This is a genomic window from Shewanella sp. 30m-14, assembly GCF_052977125.1.
This window is the reverse complement of sequence record NZ_JBRILW010000003.1, coordinates 223,274-238,857: the sequence shown is the minus strand read 5'-3', so window position 1 is coordinate 238,857 and position 15,584 is coordinate 223,274. Positions and strand designations below refer to the sequence as shown.

General features: G+C 45.4%; 17 protein-coding genes. 9 read left to right on the top strand and 8 right to left on the bottom strand.

Features of this window, described 5'->3' with window-relative positions; all coding sequences use genetic code 11:
• The first annotated feature begins 10 nt into the window (after window positions 1-10).
• From ACVBIU_RS03985 to ACVBIU_RS03965, 5 genes are all read left to right on the top strand, one after another.
• Window positions 11-1,306: a TolC family outer membrane protein gene (locus ACVBIU_RS03985; RefSeq protein ID WP_447163136.1), complete on the top strand. Its 1,296-nt coding sequence runs from the start codon at window positions 11-13 to the stop codon at window positions 1,304-1,306.
• A gap of 1 nt (window position 1,307) precedes the next feature.
• On the top strand, window positions 1,308-1,898 hold the full coding sequence (locus tag ACVBIU_RS03980) for an OmpA family protein (RefSeq protein ID WP_447163135.1): 591 nt from the start codon (window positions 1,308-1,310) through the stop codon (window positions 1,896-1,898).
• Window positions 1,899-2,067: 169 nt separating this feature from the next.
• On the top strand, window positions 2,068-3,018 hold the full coding sequence (locus tag ACVBIU_RS03975; RefSeq protein WP_447163134.1) for an HlyD family secretion protein: 951 nt from the start codon (window positions 2,068-2,070) through the stop codon (window positions 3,016-3,018).
• Window positions 3,015-3,938 carry an ABC transporter ATP-binding protein gene (locus ACVBIU_RS03970; RefSeq protein WP_447163133.1) on the top strand — a complete coding sequence of 308 codons (924 nt, stop codon included), beginning with the start codon at window positions 3,015-3,017 and terminating at the stop codon, window positions 3,936-3,938. Before ACVBIU_RS03975 ends, ACVBIU_RS03970 begins: the two co-directional genes overlap by 4 nt.
• Window positions 3,935-5,080, top strand: a complete 1,146-nt coding sequence (locus tag ACVBIU_RS03965) for an ABC transporter permease (RefSeq protein ID WP_447163132.1) — start codon at window positions 3,935-3,937, stop codon at window positions 5,078-5,080. The genes ACVBIU_RS03970 and ACVBIU_RS03965 overlap by 4 nt, the downstream gene beginning before the upstream one ends.
• A 413-nt stretch (window positions 5,081-5,493) precedes the next feature.
• Here the strand turns inward: ACVBIU_RS03965 and ACVBIU_RS03960 are convergent, their stop codons facing one another.
• Window positions 5,494-5,655 carry a hypothetical protein gene (locus tag ACVBIU_RS03960; RefSeq protein WP_447162270.1) on the bottom strand — a complete coding sequence of 54 codons (162 nt, stop codon included), beginning with the start codon at window positions 5,653-5,655 and terminating at the stop codon, window positions 5,494-5,496.
• A 162-nt stretch (window positions 5,656-5,817) separates the two neighbouring features.
• On the opposite strand from ACVBIU_RS03960, the gene ACVBIU_RS03955 reads away from it, so the two are divergent.
• Window positions 5,818-6,288, top strand: coding sequence for an NlpC/P60 family protein (locus ACVBIU_RS03955; protein ID WP_447162269.1), 471 nt, complete (start codon window positions 5,818-5,820; stop codon window positions 6,286-6,288).
• Between the two features lie 61 nt (window positions 6,289-6,349).
• On the opposite strand, the gene ACVBIU_RS03950 is transcribed toward ACVBIU_RS03955, so the two are convergent.
• A complete protein-coding gene (locus ACVBIU_RS03950) occupies window positions 6,350-7,276 on the bottom strand; it encodes a hypothetical protein (protein WP_447163131.1) in 927 nt (308 codons plus the stop codon).
• 23 nt (window positions 7,277-7,299) lie between these two features.
• A complete protein-coding gene (locus ACVBIU_RS03945; RefSeq protein WP_447163130.1) occupies window positions 7,300-8,625 on the bottom strand; it encodes a BamA/TamA family outer membrane protein in 1,326 nt (441 codons plus the stop codon).
• A gap of 345 nt (window positions 8,626-8,970) precedes the next feature.
• Between ACVBIU_RS03945 and mog the strand changes: the two genes are divergently transcribed.
• Window positions 8,971-9,504 (top strand): molybdopterin adenylyltransferase, encoded by a 534-nt coding sequence (gene mog / locus ACVBIU_RS03940; RefSeq protein ID WP_439268080.1) that lies wholly within the window; start codon window positions 8,971-8,973, stop codon window positions 9,502-9,504.
• Window positions 9,505-9,805: 301 nt separating this feature from the next.
• A complete protein-coding gene (locus ACVBIU_RS03935) occupies window positions 9,806-11,464 on the top strand; it encodes a methyl-accepting chemotaxis protein (RefSeq protein WP_447163129.1) in 1,659 nt (552 codons plus the stop codon).
• A gap of 78 nt (window positions 11,465-11,542) precedes the next feature.
• Here the strand turns inward: ACVBIU_RS03935 and ACVBIU_RS03930 are convergent, their stop codons facing one another.
• Window positions 11,543-11,836 carry a hypothetical protein gene (locus ACVBIU_RS03930; RefSeq protein ID WP_447162265.1) on the bottom strand — a complete coding sequence of 98 codons (294 nt, stop codon included), beginning with the start codon at window positions 11,834-11,836 and terminating at the stop codon, window positions 11,543-11,545.
• A gap of 144 nt (window positions 11,837-11,980) precedes the next feature.
• On the opposite strand from ACVBIU_RS03930, the gene ACVBIU_RS03925 reads away from it, so the two are divergent.
• Window positions 11,981-12,988: a GlxA family transcriptional regulator gene (locus tag ACVBIU_RS03925; RefSeq protein ID WP_447162264.1), complete on the top strand. Its 1,008-nt coding sequence runs from the start codon at window positions 11,981-11,983 to the stop codon at window positions 12,986-12,988.
• A gap of 88 nt (window positions 12,989-13,076) precedes the next feature.
• On the opposite strand, the gene ACVBIU_RS03920 is transcribed toward ACVBIU_RS03925, so the two are convergent.
• The 4 genes from ACVBIU_RS03920 to ACVBIU_RS03905 form a co-directional block, all read right to left on the bottom strand.
• Entirely contained in the window at window positions 13,077-13,307 is a 231-nt protein-coding gene (locus ACVBIU_RS03920; protein ID WP_447162263.1) for a hypothetical protein, read from the bottom strand.
• A gap of 43 nt (window positions 13,308-13,350) precedes the next feature.
• Window positions 13,351-13,602 (bottom strand): superinfection immunity protein, encoded by a 252-nt coding sequence (locus ACVBIU_RS03915; RefSeq protein WP_447162262.1) that lies wholly within the window; start codon window positions 13,600-13,602, stop codon window positions 13,351-13,353.
• A gap of 85 nt (window positions 13,603-13,687) precedes the next feature.
• Window positions 13,688-14,824 carry an ABC transporter permease gene (locus ACVBIU_RS03910; protein ID WP_447163128.1) on the bottom strand — a complete coding sequence of 379 codons (1,137 nt, stop codon included), beginning with the start codon at window positions 14,822-14,824 and terminating at the stop codon, window positions 13,688-13,690.
• Window positions 14,825-14,848: 24 nt separating this feature from the next.
• Window positions 14,849-15,583, bottom strand: a complete 735-nt coding sequence (locus ACVBIU_RS03905; protein ID WP_447162260.1) for an ABC transporter ATP-binding protein — start codon at window positions 15,581-15,583, stop codon at window positions 14,849-14,851.
• Window position 15,584 lies beyond the last annotated feature (1 nt).

The window sequence follows — 15,584 nt, the reverse complement described above, 5'->3', positions numbered from 1 at the left end:
TAAGGATACGATGCGACGACTGATACTCATACCAATACTAACATTATCAGCCCAGGTAAATGCGCTGACGCTTGAGGAATCCGTGGCTGAGGCGATCAATCACCACCCGACGATTCTAGAAAAATATGCCAGCTTTGAAGCTGCGATAAGGTATAAGCGTGCCGCAGTAGGAGAGTACTTACCGCAAGTGAAGTTATACGGTGGCGTAGGTTATGAAAACGTGCGTTATAACAGTGGCCAACGTATCGATACCGAACTGGATCGAACTGAAATTGGGCTGCGTGTATCACAACTCATTTTTGATGGTTTTCGTACTACATCGGAGATCGACAGGCTCAATTTTGAGAAAGAAGCCGAGCGTCTAGGGTTGCTTTCTGATGCGGAAAATTTGAGCCTAGAGGTTAGTCGGGTTTACCTTGAGCTATTGATGGCGAACAAAATTGTCGAACTGACAGAGCGCAATATTACCGATCACCAAAAAATACTAAAAAACATCGAATCACGCAAAGATAAGGGGCTCAGTAGTGACTCTGATGTTGCGCAAGTGCGATCGCGTTTAGCCACCAGTCAATCGGGTTATCTTTCTGCACGTAATAATCAAATGGATAAGCAGGCACGTTACTATGATTTAGTTGGCCAAATGCCTAAAGATCTGCACGACCCGCAACCCGATTTTGACTTTGTGCCTACTAGCTTGCCAGATGCGATTCGGTTAGCGATAGAAAATCATCCTGAAATCGATGCTGCAACGCTAGACACGCAAGCGGCTAATGCTCAGTATGAGCGCGAGAAAAGTGACTTTTGGCCTACATTATCCTTAGAGTTGCAAGCAAACAAAAACGATAATATTGGTGGTATTGAAGGTCCAGATGAAGATGCTAGGGCCATGCTGATGCTCAGTTATGACCTGTTTAGCGGGGGGGTGACTACCGACCGAACTGAAGCCGCGTCATGGCGTTATCAACAATCTTTGGCTATCCGTAAGAATACCCAAAAGCAGGTCGAAGAGGGGACTCGTCTTGCATGGAACTCGTACGATTTTATTGGTCAACAACGGGGATTTTATCGTGAAAATGTCGACCAATCGGTAAAGGCTGAGCGGGGTTATACCAAGCAGTTTGAGCTGGGTCGCCGCTCACTGCTTGATGTGTTAGATGCTCAAATAGAAGTCTTTTTAGCGCGTAAGCATTACATTACCGCGCACTACAACTACAACATCGCCGCATATCGCCTTATTAATGCCACAGGCTATTTAATGGAGTCATTCCGTGTCGACACGCCAGAAGCTTGGACGGAGGATAAGTAATATGCGCACTTTACTGACCCAATTATTGTTAGTGAGCTTACTCTTAGTTCAAGGTTGCGCTGATACCGCTGCGCCCTTTAATGTTGAGCCGCAAACCCGAGATCTGCTCGATAGTGATTCAGACGGCGTAATCAACGCTCGTGATAAATGTGCCGCTACAGATAAAGGTTCGGTCATCAATAATGAAGGCTGCCCGAGCCCGACTATGACGGAAAAAGAAGACGTTAGAGTCATTATGTTTGGCTTTGATAAAGACACGTTAAGCCGTGCGCAGGCGAATAAATGGCGCGGTATTATTGCTCGTTTGGCTCAAAAGCAGTCACCATCGCTCTATTTAGTCGGTGATACCAGTGTTGAAGGCAGTGAAGAATATAACCACGCACTGGCGAAACGACGAGTGGATTACATTACCCAACTTGCGATTGAGCAAGGTTTTCCGGCCAGTGCGATAAAAGAAGAGGTCTATTTTAAGCAAAACCACATACCTCAAACTGTTGCTGGGCGAGAGCATCGACTCGTTGCTGTGGCGACATGGCAAGAGTCGGGGACTGCTCAGATGTGGAATATCTATACATCTGAGCGCGCAAAGTGAAACTCAATCCGGCATCGATAACGGCAAAAAAGAGCACTTAGGTGCTCTTTTTTGCTATCTACAGCCGCATAAAAAAGAGTTAAATAATCACAACTAACATGACTTGATTAGTCATCAATTCCGCGTATCTTGGATGGGTAAGTATTAAGTTTGGTGCAGATTCTTAAGGATGGTAATTGTGCGCATACTGATGATGATTTCTTTGCTGTTGACGCTGACGGCGTGTGACAACGGCGCCAAAAATGTAGCGCTTGGCAGCCTTGAGCGGCAACGTATCGCCCTAACGGCGACAGCCAATGAAGTGGTCGTGGCACTTCCGGTGGCGCAAGGCAGCATGGTGAGTAAAGGGGCTGTGCTGGTGCAGCTAGATGATACATTACAAAAAGCTCAGGTCTCTAAGGCGCTTGCCGATGTGGCACAAGCCAATGCAAATTATCAGAAGCTACTTAAAGGTGCCCGTGAGGAGGAGATTGCAGCCGCTAGAGCGAATGTGTCTGGCGCGCAAGCAACGCAGCAAGAGAGTGAAGCCAATTACCGCCGAATTGCTAGCATGGCAAAAGATAACTTAGCCAGTCAATCCAACCTTGACCGCGCACTGGCAAATCGGGATTTAGGTAATGCCAATCTTGAGAATGCACAGGAGCATCTGCGAGAACTGCTTGCAGGCTCGCGAGTCGAAGATATTCGTTCTGCCGAGGCAAATTTAGCAGCTGCTGAGGCCGTATTACTGGGTGAGCAAAAAAAGCTATCAGACTTAACCATCAGGGCGACCCGTGACGGTATTCTTGATAACCTGCCGTGGAACTTAGGCGAGCGTGTCACTTTAGGGAGCCCACTGGCTGTGGTGTTAGCCGGTAAAGCCCCTTTTGCTCGCATTTATGTACCCGAGCCATATCGAGTCAAAATCAATATCAATGACAGCCTATTAGTCCATGTTGATGGTATTGATGATCCCATTGAGGGGCGTGTACGCTGGATTGCTAACGAGCCTGCCTTTACTCCTTACTATGCGTTAAACCAAGAAGAGCGCTCACGGCTGATGTACCTTGCAGAGGTACAACTTCCTGATAGCTCGGCCTTATTACCCAGTGGTGTTCCTGCTCAGGTCGAGATGCCATGAGCATGTCGGTCATCAAAACGACTCAGCTGTGCCGTGACTTTGGCAGTTTAAAGGCGATTCAAAATCTTGATTTTGAGGTTGAGAAAGGCCAGATTTATGGCTTTCTCGGCCCCAATGGTTGCGGTAAGACCACGGCTATTCGCATGTTAACGGGCTTGTTATTACCGACCTCCGGTGAGATTGAAGTGCTAGGGCTGAAGTTGCCTCAAGATGCTGAAACATTACGGTTAAAAATCGGCTATATGACCCAGAAATTTTCTCTATACGATGATCTAACTGTTAAAGAAAATCTGAAATTTATTGCCAAAATATACGGCCTATCCCGTCGTGAGCAAACCGCACGTATTCAAGAGTTGCTGCATACCTATGGCTTAAATGAAAAAGCCGATCAACTTGCTGGCAGCATGAGCGGCGGGCAAAAGCAGCGGTTGGGTTTAGCCGCTGCAACCATGCATAAACCGGAGTTACTGTTCCTCGATGAGCCGACCTCAGCAGTCGATCCTGAGAATCGGCGTGATTTTTGGGAGAAGCTGTTCGATCTGTGTGAACAGGGCACTACTATTTTGGTGTCGACTCACTATATGGACGAAGCTGAGCGCTGTCATAAGCTCGCGATCTTAGAAGCGGGCGTGAAACGCGCGGATGGCTCGCCCGACGAGCTGATGCACAATATGGGCGCACAGGTAGTAGAGGTTGAGTCGAGCAACTTGAGACAGTTAAAGCAAGTGCTAATGGCGCTTCCAGAGGTGATAAGCGCCGCGCAATTAGGCTCTAGATTAAGAGTCTTAGTTAAAGATAGCTGCAGTGACCCTATCGGTTTATTGTCTGAGCAGGGCCCACTTTCTTTAAGTGCTGTGAATATTGTCAGGCCTAGTCTTGAAGATGTATTTGTTACCTGTACGGGGCTGGGGCGCCAATGAAGACTCTGTATCGGTTACAGGCGATTGTGATGAAAGAGCTGACTCAGCTCAAACGCGACCGAATGACCTTTGGTATGGTGGTGATGATCCCACTTATTCAGTTGATGCTATTTGGTTACGCCATCAATACCAATATTCGCGATATCCCTGTTGGTGTGGTTGATCAAAGCCAAACCGCGTTAAGCCGTGTATTAATTCAAACCGTAAGAGCCACTCAGGTGGTGAAGTTTACTCAGCATTTTTATGATGCCAAGAGCGCTCATGCTGCAATCGCACGCGGTGAAGTACGCGCGGTATTGATGATCCCCAATGATGTTAGCCAACGTTTGGTACGTCACCGAACGGTAGGATTAGGCACGCCTCCTTCAAGCGATGAGGAAACCAGTCGCCCTGTGGCACAGTGGATCGTCGATGGCTCCGATACCATGGTTGCTGCGGCAATAAAGGGCTTGCGTGCCATGCCCTTAACCGAACTGCTTGGGCAGCCGGCCAATCGTACAACGCCCACCTTTGAGGTCGCGCTGTTTTATAACCCTGAGCAGCGCACTGCGGTGAATATTGTACCTGGACTGGTGGGGGTAATTCTAACGATGACCATGATTATGTTTACCTCTGCAGCCATTGTGCGTGAGCGTGAACGTGGCAACTTAGAGATGCTAATTACCACACCGATTCGTCCTATAGAGCTGATGCTGGGTAAAATCATTCCCTACATGTTTATTGGCATCTTGCAGGTCATTATTATTCTCGGGCTAGGTTACAGTATTTTTAATGTGCCAATGAATGGCAGCCTATTACAGCTAGCGAGTGCTACGTTACTGTTTATTATGGCAAGCTTAACCTTAGGCTTGGTCATCTCGACGATTGCTAAGAGTCAGCTGCAATCGATGCAGATGACCATTTTTGTGCTTCTGCCGTCGATTCTTTTATCCGGATTTATGTTCCCTTATGAGGGCATGCCTGTGGCGGCGCAGTATATTGCTGAAGCGCTGCCGGCGACCCACTTTATGCGACTTATTCGGGGCGTGGTACTGCGAGATGTTGAAATTATCGATATGACTTATGACGTGACTTGGTTGGCGATTTTTACCGTGATAGGGCTGATTATTGCATCGATGAGGTTTAAAAAGAATTTAGGCTAATAATAGCTTTAAGCTAAATATGTGTATGAATGGATATTTACCACCTATGCATATTAGCGGTTAATTTTCGCCTATGTGTGAATAAAGCGTGATTACTTATTTTAAGCGCTAGTTTTAAGAGCTAGTTTTAAGAGCTAGTTTTAAGAGCTAGTTTTGAACGTGATTTTTGACTGTTAGTCTCGATAATGAGTTTATTGTTAGTTTTACAGTTGGCGGGGTAATTAATGTGAGAGACAGCTGTTTTTAAATATTAATTATGTTTTAGGCTAAAAATAGCAATTAAATACGAAAGGTAGCTTTTAATACAGAGGCTTTTAAAATTGAAATTTGAGGTGATATTTGCAGGAATAAGGAATGTCGCCGCGAGAGTCACCAGAGTATGAGTGGTAATGACATTCAGCACGGCGCTATGTTCAGTTGTAGCCAAGAATGTAGCTTGAGGTTTCATCCTCCTGTTCGTCTGAAGGAATGCTTTCTTCGACAAGCATCGCCTCGACAAGAGCGGAACCCTTTTCGTTGGTTTTAGAGTGAATAAATTCATTTTGAACATATTTGTTAAACAAGTGTTTTTCCATCATCAAATCCTCTGGGTTATTTAGCGCGTATCTCTATGTATAGTTTAAAAATAACAATTTGAAAGTTTTAATAAATAAATTATTGGGTATTGGTTAGAATTTAATTTTATATTTATATGACTAAGTTATTATTCAAATGATTGTTTAAATAATTGGATCAAGATGAGAACCTTATTAATTGTATTGTTAGCAGCGATATTAAGTGCCTGCTCAAGTGCTCCTCCTCAATCTGCCTCCTCGGGTAAAGCTCAGCAGCTATCGAGTGAAAAACAGATAAAAAACCAATTAATACAAATGCATCGAGAATGGAAAGGTGTGCCTTATCGCTTAGGTGGTATGAGTAAGAAGGGCATAGATTGCTCTGGATTTGTGGTGCAGACATATCAGAGCCGCTTTGGCGTGCAACTACCTAGAACCACAGAAAAGCAGAAAGATATCGGTAAAAGCGTCAGTAAGAGTCAGTTGCGTGTGGGGGATCTGGTTTTTTTCAAAACGGGCTGGAGTACACGCCATGTGGGGATTTATATAGGTGACTCGCAATTCTTACATGCGTCCACGAGTCAGGGAGTGATGATCTCTAGTTTAAATAACAGTTACTGGAAGCAAAAATATTGGTTATCGAGAAGGCCGTGATCGATTATTCCAAAGCGCTAACCAGCATGAGCTAGCACTTTGGAAGCTTAGATCTAGCGCTTTAGAAGCGACGTCCCACAGAAAGTAGTAATTGATCCCAGTTTAAAAATCCGTATTCAATAAACACGTTCCACTCATCCTTAGGGCCAAAATCGTACACCATACTGAGCGACATATTGTGACTTTCAGAGCTGACTAGGTGGACGTCATAATCTATGTTAATCCCGCCAGGCCTGCCGAGTAACGGGACGTTGAAGTCGTAACTTCCACCAATTTTTTGGTTAATCATCTGGTAGTTGTAACCGACTAAGAAGGCGAGCTTATCGCCGCCGACATCGTATCTTTGCCCCATACGCACTGAGCCGATATAGGTTTGAATCGTGCTGTCGGTGGTGGTGGTCCAAGAGTTGGTAAAGGCGGCCACACCGGTAAAGATAAACGGATGCATACCCGGGATCACTTCGGCTTGCCCTGCCAGCACCGCACCTAAACCTAAGTTATAAGCCGTATATTCGATAGGGATAGGTAGCACCATATCGATGCCGCCATTACCTAAACCTTGGGCGTTGCTTAAGTCCGCCAGAATGTTTTTGTGCCCCTTGGTATAACCAGCAAGGCCATATACGTTAAGAAATGGCAGTACCCAGGCATCGGCTCTAAGCTGAATGCTTTCGTCTTCCCCGGTAATAATCACATCGTCAGCGGGGATCACAACATTGGCGTTGAGCTTGTTCAGCCAGCCGCTGCCTGCGAGGCCAAGGTTGAAGTTGTCTTTGGCGTCATAAGCAACTGACTGCTTGTTGTAGTAGATATTGAAGCCGACAGGGATGGGCAGTTCATAACCTAACTCACGAGCTTTATCGCCCCAGATAGGCAAATGGCTCCAGTGCGCGGGCTGCTGGCGTTCAATGTCTGTGGTGCCGCTGTTGGCCCACACATTAAAGGTGATGGCATTAAGTAGCATCACAATAACAAGGTGTTTGTTCATTTTTATCAATCTCAGAAATCTATTTAAAAGGCTTCGGTAAAGGTAAGGTAGAAACCGCTGTCATCATCGCTAAAGCCGAGATCGACACGCACGTTCATCCTAGGTTGCAATTCATAGCGGTAGCCAAAGCCATAGCTATATAGCAGTTTTTCGTACAGTTGGGTGTCTGTACCTGCAATGGAGCCTACGCCCGCCCAAAGGGTGGCGCCATGCGCTGACAGTTCGCCGTTGTCACGCAAGAAGGTGTGGCGATATTCCAGGGTGTGTTCGATAGCAGACTTATCGCGGTATCGCCCTTGGTAGAGGCCACGTAGCGAAGACTGTCCACCTAGAGATGGCAGATCATAGTAAGGCACATCGCCTTCACTCCACTGATAAGCATTGTAAAAAGCCAGCACTCGCCCTAACGCTACAGTGAGGTAATAGCGATGATCGAGTAAGATTTTTTGATATTGGTTATCGCTACCAAAGCCAGAGTTGTAGTTGATATATTCAACATTCAGGTACTGACCCTGCCAAGCGTTTACTGTGACATCACGGCTGTCATAATTGATTGAAAAACCCAAGCCTACCGACAAAGGCTTATCTTTGAATTGTTGAAAATTGTCATCAGCAATTGCTGTTGGCGGCAAGCTATTTTGGTCTGGCTCGAAGTAATTGACTCGCAGCGCCGGGCCAAAGTAAAAGCCGTAATCGCTCTTAAAGTCTAAGTTGGCATGATAGGTCAGTGAAGTTTTATTCAGTAGGGTATCGTCAGATGCTGATTGCTGTTTGCCTGCGTCATAACCCACTCCCCAGAAGTTTTCACTTTGGCTGGCCAATACAAATAGTCCGTTGTAGCGAATATCATCGTTATCAAAAAACAGGTTTTGTCTTGAGCGTAAGCTGTAGCCGAGGTCGCCATCGCCTTTATTGGCAATACCAAAAAGTGACACGCTTGAGCGCTGCAAGTCACTCTGTTCTCGCTCAGTTTTGAAGGAATACAGACCGCCGAGGGCGAGCATTAAGCCGTTTTCCGGTGTGAATGCGGGTCCACCTAAAACATCGAACATGGCTAAGCCGTTTTTAGCGATATGGCTACGCTTGGCATAATCAAGATCGGTTTGTGCTTTGTCGATTTCATCGCATGCTAGATCGTTTTGGCACTCATCAGCTTGATGGTTGAGGTCATCCATGGCTTGTTCATAAGCTTGGCTGCGCTGCTCGGCTTCATCCTGACTGTGAAAAAATGGCAGTTCGCTACTTTTAGTCGGTAGATCTAGCTGGGTTTGAGTGGCATTGGCGAGATTGCAAAGAAGGATAGTTGCTAACGCTAGACAGGCGCGCAATAAGCCTTGTGTGGTGTTCAAATAGTGTCCCCTGACATGGTGTGAATTCAGCTGAATTCGAGTAGGCGCAAGAGTACGGTAGAATTTATCGAAAACAAGTATTACTCAGGGCGGAATATCAAAAAGATTGCGACCCATATCTCGTTTGCAGTAAATGGTTTTCATTGTGTTGCTATTGTGAGCGGACATGGGGTGTTGGAGGGTGAATGGCCAATAAATCATGACGTCGCAGTTTTTGCATTTAACCCAATATTTTTCGAGTTTAATTAGTTAACTTTGTGCTACTTTAACGCCAGACTATAGAGACGCTAACGTTCACGATAAACTAAGCCAAGTTTATCTAAGATCAGATTGAAGGAACAGAGAATGAGCAAAGCTAAAATCGGTATTGTTACGGTAAGTGATAGAGCCAGTGCGGGGATCTATGAAGATATCTCTGGTAAGGCAATTATCGATGTTCTTAACGAATACCTCACGTCTGAGTGGGAACCTGTTTATGAAGTGATCCCTGATGAACAAGATGTGATTTCAGCGACGCTGATTAAGATGGCTGATGAGCAAAACTGTAGCCTTATTGTCACCACTGGTGGCACAGGACCTGCTAAGCGCGATGTGACTCCTGAAGCGACTGAAGCTGTGTGTGATCGTATGATGCCTGGTTTTGGTGAGCTAATGCGCGCCGAGTCGCTTAAGTTTGTACCAACAGCCATTTTATCGCGTCAAACAGCAGGCCTACGTGGTGACTCGCTTATTGTTAACTTACCGGGTAAGCCAAAGTCGATTCGCGAGTGTTTGGATGCCGTGTTCCCAGCGATTCCATACTGCATCGACCTAATGGACGGTCCTTTCTTAGAGTGTGACGAGTCGGTTATTAAGCCGTTCAGACCTAAAGCTAAGTAAAGCAAGGCCACAGGTTAGTTGGAAGTAGGGCTAAGTGAGCGTGTTTCGATGCACGCCCCTACTATTCCAACTGCATTCTCATTACCCTCTCAACTATCTACACGCATATAGCATCCTTCTACTAATCACACAGATCTTTATTAATCATTCGTACTTGTAGAGCTATGACTTATCATGGTTTTTACATCTTTTCACAAACTTTTAGCTTCTTTGGCTGTTTTTTGGTCAGTCAGTTGAGTTTAGTTGCATTACTCTGGAGTTAATTTCGCCTGCGCGCGATAAATCATAAGGAGTTGTGAAGATGGGCGTGTTCGTTTCGTGGACTATTAAACGAAAATTGATGGCTGTAATGCTGGTCTTTGGGTTAACTGGTGCTGTAATTTTTACTGATGTGGTAGTCAGTACTGCAGAAGTTGAACAGCGATTTAATGAGTACGATCAAGCTGGAGTTAAGAGCCAAGAGTTCATCTTGTCTATTAATCGCGATATGAATTACGTCTCTCGCTTATCTCGTAGCATTATGCTCGGCGATGATTTCAATAAGAATTACAATTTGCTTGAAACCCGTATTCAAGATATCTACCGTCATTTTGAAAATCTAGAATCTTCATTAAGTAAAATGAGCAGCACTGAAGATAGGCAAGAGCTCAGTCAATTAGCTCAAAACTCTAAGCAAGCTACAGAGGCATTTCTTGAAGATGGTCGTGCACGTATGTTGGCATTGCAATCTGTTGAGCGCACACCAGAGCGATTACAAGTTGCTTGGCAAGAGTACCGTAAAGGGGCAAGTCCATTTGCGAATAAGGCCAGAACGACCTTTAAATCTTTAGCGGACTCAGTAGAAAATGCACGCAATCACATACAAAATGCCGCATTGACGTCTATGTCGAATATGCGATTGCAATTAATTGGTTTCACTCTAGGTTGTTTTGGTATTGCAGGGCTCATTCTGTTGTTTGTTTCGCGTGCTATTTTGCGTTCTATTGAAGATATGAAATTCTCTATTACGTCAATCGAGGCCGAGTCGGATCTTACTCGCCGAATTAAAATCACTTCCCAAGATGAACTCGGTCAACTATCTCGCTCTTTTAACTTAATGCTAGATAAGTTCCAAACGAGTTTACAAGGGGTGGCAGAGACCTCATCAGCGCTCGCTGAATCCTCTCAAGGTATGGCGGAGATAACTGCTGATGCAGCTAACTCGGTACAAACTCAGCGTGACGAACTAGAGATGGTAGCAACGGCCATGAATGAGATGACGGCAACCGTGGTTGAAGTGGCTAAAAATGCCAATGATGCTGCTGATGCCGCGGCGCAAACTGATGGCCAGTCTCAGGCGGGCTTAGCCGTTGTGAATAGTACGGTTGAGGCGATTGAGAGCTTAGCTGTGGGTATCGAGCGCGCATCGCAAGTGGTGAAAGATTTAGAGCATGATAGCCATCAAATCGGCTCTATTTTGGATGTGATTAAAGGCATTGCCGAGCAAACTAATTTGTTAGCGCTCAATGCTGCGATTGAGGCGGCGAGAGCGGGTGAGCAAGGGCGAGGCTTTGCGGTCGTTGCTGATGAAGTGAGAACCTTGGCGAGTCGTACTCAAGAGTCGACAGAAGAGATCCAGGTCATGATAGAGAAGCTACAAGGCGGTGCTAAGCTTGCAGCGAGTGCGATGTCCGATAGTCGTCAATATGTCGATGATAGCGTAAGTCATGCCCGCGGTGCGGGTGAGGCACTACAAAGTATCGTCAGTGCGATTGCGACCATTACCGATATGAATACTCAAATTGCCACAGCAGCCGAGGAGCAAAGTACGGTATCTGAAGAGATAAATACTAATATCGTTAATATCAGCCACGCGGCAGAGCAAACTGCCAATGGCACGAATATTAGCTCTCAGGAGAGTGAAAACTTAGCCCATATGGCTAAACGCCTGTCTGTGTTGGTACAAGAGTTTAAAATCTAACTGTCATCCAGTATCGGTCTCTCTTTTCTGAGGGGCCTACTGGCGTGGGTAGGTAAATGATTACCTGCACTGTCGATATTAGCCACCTTTACGGGCAATAATATAAGCGCTGTAGCCCGTTAGCAGCAGTAGGCTAGGGATTGCAATGAAGTGGGCAAACAAGTTCGGTTCGGTGCTGAAATTAAGCCAAAGCAACAAGCCCCAGCTTGGGAGTAAGTAGCTCAGGCTTAACACTTTATGACTAATCGGCTTATATTTGAGTGCTTTTTTGCTTGCTGATTTATATCTAGTTGCTCTATCACTTAGCATGTTATTGCTTTTGGTGGTGTCGTTTGACGAAACGGTAACTCGCTTGCTTAACATTCTACTCATTCTCTGATCCATATTCATATTGCTTTTCATAACAGCGCTCCTGCGACTACAGCTTTCAATAACTGTCAGTATAAAAACTAGACAAATCACTTTTAAGTGTCATTATTGACAGAATTAAGGTGATAAGTGACAGGTTGAAGGGTTATGAAACGAATAGTTGTATTAGCTGCCGATAATGCGGTGGCTGGTGGCATTCTTAGTTTTATGGATGTTTTCAGCTTTTGTAATACTTATTGGAAAGTGACTCATCCAGATGCTGATGAGGCATTGTTTGAGTGTGCGGTGATGTCGCCTGATGGTGAGCCAATAATCAGTGATTATAACGTAAAGCTTCCTGTCATAGCCCATGAGGATGCCGAGCATTATCTAAGTCATGCCGATGCCTTAGTTGTGGCTTCGGCAACGATCACTAACCGGCAACAGCTTACTGCCTACCTAACAGATTTTGAACCTCATATTGCAACGTTGAGAGACTTTTCTCATACAGGTAAACCTATTGGCGCTTACTGCTCAGGCACCTTGATGCTAGCAGCTTCAGGCTTGCTCGATGATAAGAGGGCGACATGTGTATGGTGGTTGGCTGAATTGTTTAAACGCAGCTTTCCTCGTGTGAAATTATGCAGTGAGCATGTAGTGCTTAATGATGGGCAGTTCTATACGGCGGGGGCAACCAGTGCCAACCTGAGCTTAGCTTTGCAGTTGATACAAAGGCTGGCTGGAGAGCAAATTGCGACTCAGATGGCCAAGGTCTTATTGATCGATCCTAACCGAACCTCTCAACAAGCTTTTATGACCCTTGATGCAGATCTACAGCATAAAGATGAGTTGGTTAATCGTATTCAAGACTGGATGCAGTTGCACCTTAATAAAAACTTATTACTTGATGAGATAGCTGACAAATTTGCCGTTGGTAAACGCACCTTGATTAGGCGGTTTAAAAAAGCTATTAATCAAACACCAGCCAGTTATATTCAACGGCTTAGGGTGGATGAAGCTAAACGATTATTAGAAACAACGGAGCTTGCGATTGAGCAGATAGTAGAGCAGGTTGGCTATGAGGATGTTAGCTCATTTAGAAAGCTATTTATTCAAACAACCAGTTTGTCGCCTAGGGCCTATCGGCAGAAATTCAATACTCATGACTGCTGCTAATGGTAATTGCTGGTCGCAATTGAATGAGCGTTAAGCTTATTCCATCAACACTATGAGTGTGTGAACCTGACTATATTTATGTTACCGGTTACAGTGAATTGATCGTCGACTTTAGATCATAGCTATTATCGGTGACGATTTTCTCAAGTACTTCTATTCGCTGTTCTAAATGCCTGTTTTGCTTACGCAGTAACTCAAGCTCATTATTGGTGATCTCTGAGCCAGTGATCTTACGAGACTTCAGGTAATACTTAAAGGCCTCACCTGCGGTGGCGATAGCAACGATAGCGACAATTAACACGATCATGGGTAGATCCATAGTGGTACTCCTTATTCAGTTATCTATAATCTTTTATTGAGCATTAGCTTTGAGCATTAGTTCGATTCGCATATTTATCAACGACTTTTCCTGTAACCGCCCACACCATTACCCCGCCCCATGCAATCAGTGAAAAGCCCGCAGGGATACAGGCGAGTAAAATAAGTTTGAAGTGTTTGCGGTTAAATACTAATGCCAGCATGGCGGGCAGAAACCAGATAGCGATGACTGCAACAGCAAGCATGGCCATAAAAGCATAGTTATCACTGGCTAAGATGTTGTCGATAAATTCCATTTTTATTTCCTTATTCCATAAGAGAGTTATCTAAATGAGTGCAACTATCAGAGGAGTGCTCCCTCCGATAGTTACGTATTGCTCGTTATAAACCAAATACAATCTTCTCGCTCTTGAGCGACTTTTGCATACCTACAGCAAGACCTAGGGCGATAGCCAAGGTTAGAGCGGATGACACTGCTAGCTGCATCATTGGTAGCTCGCGGCCTTTAATAAATTCAATCAAGGCTTGCAGTTGCCCAGATACCGGCAGCCACTGAATGGTCTCTGGCGCGATATTGTAGCTGGCAGCCATGGCTAACATCATCGGCACCATCAACACGATAGTGATATACGATTGAGCTTCTTTGAAGCTCTTTGCCATAAAAGAGACAAACAGCTGTAAACACGCTGCCATAATTGCCACGGGCAGTCCGACAATGATCATCATTACAATAAAGTTGCTGTTGAGGCTGACGGCAAACCCAAGTTCTTGCCAGGGCACAAAGGCATAAGCAAATTTGGATACAATGAGTGTGAGGACTAAGCCCACCATCGCAAAAATCGTCACCGCAATAATTTTGGCGATAACAATTTCCCAGGTCGAAACCGGATGGCTTAGCAGTAAGGCTAACGAGTTACGCTCACGTTCACCGGCACTGGTGTCGATAGCCAAATTCATGCCTGAGATAAATACCGCGTAGATCATGGTCATGGTGGCTAGGCCTAAGATCATGCCGGCCTTTGAATCTGGCGTGGCTTCATCTTCAACATTGAGCTTAATGGGTTGCATTACTCTAGGATCGATACCGCGGGCGATAAGGCGAAGGCTGCCCATTTCACCACTATATTCTTGTAAGCTCTTTTCTAATCGACGAATCGAGATCTGCAGTTTTTCATTTGACGCATCGGCAACCAGTGTTACCTCAGCGCTAAGCCCTTTGGCCATATTGGCTGCATAGTCATCACTGATGATGAGCTGAATGTCCTTAGTGTCTTCGTTATCACCTTGAGAGATCCCACGGCTCGATAGAAATTTAACCAGATCCGGTGCACCCTGTGCGTTGGTCATTTTTATATTAAGATCTTCAGGGCTAGTCAGCTGACCAATTAACAGAAAAAACATACCACACATAAGCAGCGGTGCGCCAATCGCGTAATAAAGCCCTGCCATTACCGAGCGTTTATCGCGAGCCGCGTCGATCAGCTCTTTGCGAACCATTGAAATAATTTTGTTACTCATTGAGAAATCCTTTTATCGCCAGTATTAAGCGGCTATGCCTTCATCAGTACCAATCAATTGAATAAAGGCATCTTCGAGCGAGTCCTTACCGGTTTGCTGGCACAATGCTTCTGGGCTACCAATGGCAACCACTCGGCCTTCGGCCATCACTATCACCTGGTCACAAAGTGCGGCGACTTCTTGCATCACATGGCTTGAAAACAGCACGCAATGGCCTTGGTTTTTTAGATCACGCAAGATGTCGCGCAGTACACGGGTACTCATAACATCAAGGCCACGAGTGGGTTCATCGAGAATGATATTGGTTGGCTGGTGGACAATGGCTTGTGCCAATGCCGTTTTCATTCTTTGGCCCTGAGAAAAACCTTTGCACTGTCTATCGGCGATATCAGCAAGGTGTAATCTATCGATAACCTTGCTGGTGGCTAGCTTTGCTTCTTTACGAGACAGGCCGTTAAGTTCGGCAAAGTAGCTAATATATTCCCGCGGGGTTAAGCGCTCATACAAACCAAATGGGTCAGGAAATAAACCCAATTGCTGTTTGGCGGCAACGGGTGATACCGCGATATCGATACCATCAATTTCTGCATTGCCGTTATCAGGCTTTAAAAGGCCAAACACGGTGCGTAAACAGGTGGTTTTCCCCGCGCCATTTGGGCCCAATAGACCAGTGATCTGGCCATCTAGCGCTGAAAAGCTTAAATCATTTAGCGCCTGCACATCTCCGATGCGTTTTGATAAATTTGATACTTTGATCATG

Coding starts and splice junctions, on each gene's coding strand:
- ACVBIU_RS03915 (WP_447162262.1), bottom strand. CDS start 13,602: ATGGAATTTATCGACAACATCTTAGCCAGTGATAACTATGCTTTTATG.
- mog (WP_439268080.1), top strand. CDS start 8,971: ATGAGCAAAGCTAAAATCGGTATTGTTACGGTAAGTGATAGAGCCAGT.
- ACVBIU_RS03920 (WP_447162263.1), bottom strand. CDS start 13,307: ATGGATCTACCCATGATCGTGTTAATTGTCGCTATCGTTGCTATCGCC.
- ACVBIU_RS03960 (WP_447162270.1), bottom strand. CDS start 5,655: ATGGAAAAACACTTGTTTAACAAATATGTTCAAAATGAATTTATTCAC.
- ACVBIU_RS03925 (WP_447162264.1), top strand. CDS start 11,981: ATGAAACGAATAGTTGTATTAGCTGCCGATAATGCGGTGGCTGGTGGC.
- ACVBIU_RS03935 (WP_447163129.1), top strand. CDS start 9,806: ATGGGCGTGTTCGTTTCGTGGACTATTAAACGAAAATTGATGGCTGTA.
- ACVBIU_RS03950 (WP_447163131.1), bottom strand. CDS start 7,276: ATGAACAAACACCTTGTTATTGTGATGCTACTTAATGCCATCACCTTT.
- ACVBIU_RS03905 (WP_447162260.1), bottom strand. CDS start 15,583: ATGATCAAAGTATCAAATTTATCAAAACGCATCGGAGATGTGCAGGCG.
- ACVBIU_RS03975 (WP_447163134.1), top strand. CDS start 2,068: ATGGTAATTGTGCGCATACTGATGATGATTTCTTTGCTGTTGACGCTG.
- ACVBIU_RS03930 (WP_447162265.1), bottom strand. CDS start 11,836: ATGAGTAGAATGTTAAGCAAGCGAGTTACCGTTTCGTCAAACGACACC.
- ACVBIU_RS03910 (WP_447163128.1), bottom strand. CDS start 14,824: ATGAGTAACAAAATTATTTCAATGGTTCGCAAAGAGCTGATCGACGCG.
- ACVBIU_RS03955 (WP_447162269.1), top strand. CDS start 5,818: ATGAGAACCTTATTAATTGTATTGTTAGCAGCGATATTAAGTGCCTGC.
- ACVBIU_RS03965 (WP_447163132.1), top strand. CDS start 3,935: ATGAAGACTCTGTATCGGTTACAGGCGATTGTGATGAAAGAGCTGACT.
- ACVBIU_RS03985 (WP_447163136.1), top strand. CDS start 11: ATGCGACGACTGATACTCATACCAATACTAACATTATCAGCCCAGGTA.
- ACVBIU_RS03980 (WP_447163135.1), top strand. CDS start 1,308: ATGCGCACTTTACTGACCCAATTATTGTTAGTGAGCTTACTCTTAGTT.
- ACVBIU_RS03970 (WP_447163133.1), top strand. CDS start 3,015: ATGAGCATGTCGGTCATCAAAACGACTCAGCTGTGCCGTGACTTTGGC.